Below are 7,334 nucleotides of genomic sequence, written 5' to 3'. Positions count from 1 at the left end.
AATGCATCATGAGAAGAAAGTTGCCGAGCGTTTGTCTAAGATGGGAATTGATTCTTTTGTTCCCGTTCAGCAACAGATCCATCAATGGAGCGACCGTCGAAAGATGGTTGATACAGTCTTGCTTCCCATGATGGTTTTTGTTCATGTCAATCCAAAAGAGCGTATGGAAGTCCTAAGCTTCTCCACGGTTAGCCGTTATATGGTGATGCGTGGTGAAAGCACTCCTGCCGTTATTCCTGACGAGCAGATGGCCCGTTTCCGTTTCATGCTCGATTATTCCGAAGAAGCAGTCTGTATGAATGATACTCCACTGGCGCGTGGTGAGAAAGTTCGTGTCATAAAAGGTCCTTTGAGTGGCCTTGTTGGCGAACTCGTGACTGTCGGGGGTAAGAGTAAGATTGCCGTTCGTTTAAATATGCTTGGCTGTGCTTGTGTAGATATGCCAATCGGTTATGTAGAACCCACAAAGATTAGTAATGACGACACAAAAAAACTTTAACGTATTTCTATTCATTCTACTGTTAGGAGTTTTTTCTCCTTTGATGGCTCAAAATATGAGCGATTCTCAAGTGTTGGAGTATGTCAAAGAGGGGATTAGACAAGGGAAAGAACAAAAACAATTAGCCTCCGAACTTGCCCGTAAGGGCGTGACCAAAGAACAGGCTATGCGTGTGAAGCAGCTTTATGAGCAGCAGAACAACGTCAATGCTTCCAACGCTACCGGTACGGATGTCAATGAATCTCGTCTTCGTGAAGAAATGAAGGAGAACACCTCCGATATGCTGGAAGACCATCCGAGTACTCAAGACCTTGAACGTAGTAATCAGGTTTTCGGACGTAACATTTTTAATACCCGTAACCTGACTTTTGAACCCAGTGTCAACATCGCCACCCCTTTAAATTACCGTCTCGGTCCCGGTGATGAAGTGATTATCGATATCTGGGGAGCCAGCCAGAACACTATCCGCCAACAGATTTCTCCTGATGGCACTATCAACATTCAGAAAATAGGTCCCGTCAACCTGAACGGCCTGACTATTTCTGAAGCCAATGACTATCTCAAGAAAACATTAAACAAGATATATAATGGTCTTAATAATACGAATGACCCCACTTCTGACATCCGTCTGACTTTGGGTAGCATCCGTACTATCCAAATTAATGTGATGGGTGAAGTAGTCCAGCCGGGCACTTACTCTCTTTCTTCCTTTTCTACTGTCTTCCATGCACTTTATCGTGCAGGAGGTGTGAGTGACATAGGAAGTCTTCGCAATGTTCAGCTGGTACGTAATGGTAAGAACATCGCCACGATTGACGTCTACCAATTTATCATGAAAGGCAACATTCAGGATGACATCCGTCTTCAGGAGGGTGATGTAGTAATAGTCCCTGCCTATGACGTATTGGTTAAGATCGATGGAAAAGTGAAACGTCCGATGCGTTTCGAAATGAAGAAGGACGAAAATTTATCTACGCTTATCAGTTATGCCGGTGGATTTGAAGCCGATGCCTACACCCGTTCACTGCGTGTTGTGCGTCAAAATGGCCAAGAATATGAAGTAAACATGGTCAAAGACCTTGATTATAGTGTCTATAAAATGCGAAACGGTGATGTTGTGACAGCTGAGGCTATCCTTAACCGCTTTATCAATAAGCTTGAAATCCGCGGAGCTGTTTACCGTCCCGGTATCTACCAGCTAAACGGTAAACTGAATACCGTCCGCGAATTGGTGAACGAAGCCCAAGGCTTGACGGGTGATGCTTTCTTGAACCGTGCTGTCCTTTATCGTCAGCGTGAGGATCTTACTACTGAAGTTATCCCTGTTGATATTAAAGCCATCATGGATGGTACTTCCCAAAATATCATCCTGGCGAAAAACGATATTCTTTATATTCCGAGTATCCATGATTTGGAAGATAGGGGAGATGTTGTAATCCATGGCGAAGTGGCCAAACCTGATTCCTATCCTTATGCTGACAACATGACTCTTGAAGACTTGATTATTCAGGCCGGAGGCTTGCGTGAAGCCGCTTCTGTTGTTCGTGTGGATGTATCGCGTAGAATCAGGAATCCCCATAGTACAGTGGATAATGATACGATCGGTCGGACGTATACATTCTCCCTGAAAGAAGGTTTTGTCGTCGACGGCACACCGGGTTTTGTGCTTCAACCTTATGATGAGGTTTATGTTCGCCGCAGTCCGGGTTATCAGGCTCAGCAGAATGTGGTTGTTGAAGGTGAAATCCTGTTCGGAGGCTCTTATGCCATGACCAGTCGTGAGGAACGTCTTTCAGACTTGATCAATAAAGCGGGAGGTACTACGAATTATGCTTACCTACGCGGTGCCAAGTTGACTCGTGTCGCTACTGAGGGTGAGAAGAAACGTATGGGAGATGTGATCCGTTTAATGAGTCGTCAGTTGGGTGAGGCTATGATGGATTCTTTGGACATTCATGTGGAAGACCATTTTACGGTCGGCATTGACTTGGAGAAAGCTTTAGCTAATCCGGGGAGCATGGCGGACATTGTCTTGCGTGAGGATGATGTGGTCTTTATTCCCAAAAGTACCAATACGGTTAAGATCAATGGTGCTGTCATGGTTCCTAATACCGTTTCTTATATAGCTGGTAAGAATATTGATTATTATTTGAATCAGGCCGGTGGTTATTCTGATAATGCGAAGAAGAGCAAGAAGTTCATTGTTTATATGAATGGTCAGGTAACTAAGGTTAAAGGTAGCGGTAAGAAACAAATCGAGCCCGGTTGTGAAATAATCGTTCCCAGTAGATCTAAGAAACGTACTAATGTGGGTGAAATCTTGGGATATGCTACTTCTTTCAGTTCGTTGGGTATGATGATTGCCTCTATTGCTAATTTAATCAAGAAATAACGAATACCTTTATTTATGTCTACTTTGATGGAACAAACATCTGAAAAGGAAACAAAACAGTTGCATAATAATCATAATGATGAGGAGATCGAAATCGATTTGATGGATCTTCTTCGTAAGGTTATAGGTATTCGTAAGAAGATCTATAAAGCGGCCGGTATTGGTTTGGTGATTGGGATTATTGTTGCAATAAGTATCCCTAAGCAGTACACGGTTGAAGTTACCCTTTCTCCGGAAATGGGTAATAACAAAGGTGGTGGTTTATCCGGTTTAGCTGCTTCTTTTTTAGGAAGTGGAGTTACTATGGGAGATGGTACTGATGCCTTGAATGCTTCCTTATCAGCTGATATTGTCTCTTCTACTCCTTTTTTACTAGAGCTTTCCGCAATGGAAATACCGATATCGAAAAATGAAGTTATGACATTGAGTATTTATTTGGATGAAGAATCTTCTCCTTGGTGGAGTTATGTAATCGGGTTTCCAGGAATGGTAATTGGTGGGGTAAAGTCCTTGTTTACTGGAGGGGATGAGCCAATATCTTATGATAAAGCAAGTCAGGGTGCAATCGAATTATCAAAGAAGGAGTTAAAAAAGATTGAGACTTTGAAGAAAATGATAAGTGCCTCTGTGGATAAGAAGACATCCATGACTTCCGTTGCTGTCACTTTTCAGACCCCCAGAGTGGCTGCGGTAGTTGCTGATTCGGTAGTGAAGAAGTTGCAGGAACACATTATTGACTATCGTACTTCCAAAGCGAAAGAGGATTGTGGCTATCTGGAGAAACTCTTCAAGGAACGCCAGCAGGAATATTATGCTGCACAGCAGAAATATGCTGATTATCTGGACTCTCATGACAATATAATTTTGCAGAGTGTTCGTGCTGAACAGGAACGTTTGCAGAATGATATGAGCCTTGCTTATCAGGTATACAGTCAGGTTGCCAGTCAGCTTCAGGTTGCCAGAGCTAAAGTTCAGGAGGAGAAGCCAGTGTTTGCTGTTGTAGAACCTGCTGTTGTCCCCTTGGAACCTTCGGGAACCAGTAGAAAGGTATATGTTTTAGTTTTTATTTTCCTATCAGTTTGTATTGTTATCTTTTGGAATTTATTCGGGAAAGATTTTTTGAATAAGTTCAAAGAAGTATGTGCCTAAAATCAATCTTTAATGTGATATGGTATCAACCACCAGTCAAATCAATAAATTTATAGAATTTGTAGCAGTTCTGGGAGACCTGGTCATTTTGAATCTGGTATTGTTCTTTCTCCTTTTCTTTTGGGAAGAAGTATTTGTCTCTTTACCTTTTTCTTGTAGGGTTTCCTGGATGATGACTTCGTTAAGTCTCTGTTATCTGGCCTGTTCCAGTTCTCGTGGGAGGGTTTGGGACAGTCGGGGAATTCGTCCCGACCAACTTGTATTGCGCGTGTTGAAGAATATTATAGCTTTTTCCATCTTTTGGGCATGTATCATGACTTTTAGTGGAATCTCTATCTATTCTCCTCTTTTCTTTGTCGCTTATTTCTCTTTTCTCTTTGTTATCTTAAGTATTTATCGCATTATTATTCGCCATTTCCTGATAGTCTATTGTGCTAAGGGCAAACATAGACGTTATGCTGTTTTTATAGGAGGGGGCAATAATATGCAAGTTTTGTATGAGGAGATGGAGAATTCTTTGGCGTCTTCGCTGTATGAGGTCGTGGGTTATTTTGATATAAAACCGAATGATGCCCTTTCATCGCAATGTTCTTATTTGGGTAATCCCGACGGTTTTTCAGATTTTATGTCTGCACACCCGGGTATCAAACATGTTTTTTGTTCTCTGTCGATGGAGGAGGGACGTTATAATTTTTCTATTATGAATCATTGTGAAAACCATCTTCTTTATTTTCATGGTGTTCCTAATGTATGTAAAGGTTTTCCGCGTCGTATCTGGCACAGTATGGTTGGCAATATGCCTATATTGAATCTGCGTTATGAACCTCTGGGCAAGATGGAGAACCGTATGTTGAAACGGCTATTCGATGTTGTTTTCTCCGGTCTTTTTCTAGTTACTGTTTTTCCTTTTGTTTATCTCATAGTTGGAAGTATCATAAAGTTGACTTCTCCCGGTCCTGTATTTTTTAAGCAAATGCGTACAGGTTTGAATGGTGTGGATTTTGTGTGTTACAAATTCCGTTCTATGAAAGTGAATGATGAAGCTGACAGCAAACAGGCTACAGCTGATGACCCTCGTAAAACAAAATTTGGAAATTTTCTTCGTCGTTCTAATATAGACGAACTTCCCCAGTTTATCAATGTCTTTAAGGGTGATATGTCGGTAGTTGGTCCCCGTCCACACATGTTGGCTCATACGGAGACTTATGCCCGTTTGATTGATAAATATATGGTGCGGCATTTTATAAAACCTGGAGTAACCGGCTGGGCTCAAACGCATGGTTTCCGTGGTGAAACGAGGGAACTTTCACAGATGGAGGAACGTGTAAAGGCTGATATTTGGTATATGGAACATTGGACAATGCTGCTTGACATATATATCATTTATAAGACGGTGGCGAATGTGATTGTGGGGGAAAAAAATGCATACTAAATTATAGTATATATTTTTTCAGATATTTATTTGTTCGATAAAGGTTGTATATGATTCAAATTGTAGATAAGAGTGAATGTTGTGGTTGCAATGCTTGTGGAGATGTTTGTACTCATGAGGCGATCACTTTCCAAACTGATATTGAAGGATTTTGGTATCCTGTAGTTGATAAGGACAAATGTATTGATTGTGGCCTTTGCGAAAAGGTGTGTCCAATTATAAATATTGATGTACTGAAAAAGAATGATTTTGAGAAGCCTATTTGTTATGCTGCTGAACATAAAAATATAGAGGTTGTATTCGATTCCACCTCTGGGGGACTTTTTTCTGCCTTGGCTGATATTATGTATAAAGACAATGGATTCGTAGGTGGGGCTATTTTTAATGATGATTTCTCTGTACGCCAATATATCTCGGATGACAAGTGTGATTTGCTTAAGTTGCGCAGCAGTAAATATTTGCAAAGTAACTGTGAAGGTTTCTATAGGCAAGTACGTGAATATCTTAAGTCTGGTGATAAAGTTCTTGTCTGTGGATGTCCTTGTCAGATGGCGGCTATGAGAGCTTTTCTCCGTAAAGACTATGATAATCTTATTATTGTAGACTTTATTTGCCGTGCTATTGATTCACCGAAGGCATGGCGCAAATATCTTGATACATTCGATGAACGTTATGAATCAAAAGTTATATATGCAAAGGCGAAATCAAAAGAATACGGTTGGCGTAATCTTACTCAAAAGGTCATTTTGGAGAACGGGAAGCATCTTTATGAAACAAAAGATAAGCAACTTGCTCAAATTGGAAGTTTTATTACTTGTGCTCTAAGTCGCCCTTCTTGCTATGATTGTAAATTCAAGGGTTTTCCTCGTATGGCAGATATTACTATTGCGGATTTTTGGGGTATTGAATCTGTCAAACAGCATAAATTAAAAGATAAAGATATAGGTACATCTTTAGGTATGATAAATTCAGAAAAAGGTAAAGAATTTTTTGAGCGAGTGAAGGCTAGACTTAATTATGTTGAGGTACCTTTTGAAACAATCATCCCTGGTAATGTAAGCTTGTATGAATCGATTGCACTTCCGACAGTTGATCGTAAAAGTCTTTTTGAGGATATGGATAAGATGTCATTTTGTGAGGTGGCTAAGAAATATGGTTTTTACGGTTATCCTGTGTCAAAAAAACAACAATTAAAACGAATTTTATGTTCTGTGAAACATTTGCTGTGCGCTACACAATGTCGTCCGTTCTCTATCTTTCGTACGCTGAAGTATAATACTCTTAAAGAAATATTGCAAAATAAGTTTATACTTTTTTATCCATATTCTTTTGTACAGTTTGCTAATGGAGCTAAGATTATTAAGGAAGGGCGGATCAACTTCGGATGTAAGAGATATAGAGATTCTAAGCTTGAAACACGTATGCTTGTTGATAAAGGCGGTACGCTTAAAGTGCTTGGAGATATCTCTATTTCCTATGGAGCAGACATTGAGGTTTTTTCCGGTGGTGAACTTACTTTCAAAGGTGGGCTCGTTTCAAACCTTAACACAGTGATTGTTTGTGCTAACAAGATTGAGATTGGCAAGGATGTAGGGTTTGGACGTAATATTACCATACGTGACAATAATGGTGGGCATTATATCAATATCACAGGATATAAAGATTCAGCGCCTGTTATTATAGGTGACAAGGTATGGCTTTGCGAAAGTTGTACTATTATGCCAGGGGTAAAAATTGGAGACGGTGCAATAATTGGGGCGCATTCTGTGGTTTATGGTAATGTACCCGCCCATGCTCTTGTTTCCGGTAATCCGGCCAAGGTGGTTATGAATAATGTATTATGGAAAAAATAAATCTCAAAA

General features: G+C 40.4%; 5 protein-coding genes. All 5 read left to right on the top strand.

All coding sequences use genetic code 11. The features are described 5' to 3' along the window. On the top strand, positions 1 to 499 hold a 499-nt coding region (locus BSCG_RS22130), incomplete at its 5' end, for a UpxY family transcription antiterminator (RefSeq protein WP_008775073.1). Next, complete coding sequence (locus tag BSCG_RS22135; RefSeq protein WP_008775072.1) at positions 477 to 2,891, top strand: SLBB domain-containing protein; 2,415 nt, start codon at positions 477 to 479, stop codon at positions 2,889 to 2,891. The genes BSCG_RS22130 and BSCG_RS22135, both read left to right, overlap by 23 nt. Positions 2,892 to 2,906: 15 nt before the next feature. After that, complete coding sequence (locus tag BSCG_RS22140; protein WP_032849327.1) at positions 2,907 to 4,040, top strand: chain-length determining protein; 1,134 nt, start codon at positions 2,907 to 2,909, stop codon at positions 4,038 to 4,040. 19 nt (positions 4,041 to 4,059) lie between these two features. Beyond that, entirely contained in the window at positions 4,060 to 5,472 is a 1,413-nt protein-coding gene (locus BSCG_RS22145) for an undecaprenyl-phosphate glucose phosphotransferase (protein ID WP_004315214.1), read from the top strand. 50 nt (positions 5,473 to 5,522) lie between these two features. Then, positions 5,523 to 7,325 (top strand): Coenzyme F420 hydrogenase/dehydrogenase, beta subunit C-terminal domain, encoded by a 1,803-nt coding sequence (locus BSCG_RS22150; RefSeq protein ID WP_004315213.1) that lies wholly within the window; start codon positions 5,523 to 5,525, stop codon positions 7,323 to 7,325. Positions 7,326 to 7,334: the final 9 nt, after the last annotated feature.

Source organism: Bacteroides sp. 2_2_4 (genome assembly GCF_000157055.1).
GTDB classification, from domain to species: Bacteria; Bacteroidota; Bacteroidia; order Bacteroidales; family Bacteroidaceae; genus Bacteroides; species Bacteroides ovatus.
The sequence above is the reverse complement of the archived record's forward strand: the minus strand, read 5'-3'. Positions and strand labels throughout refer to the sequence as shown.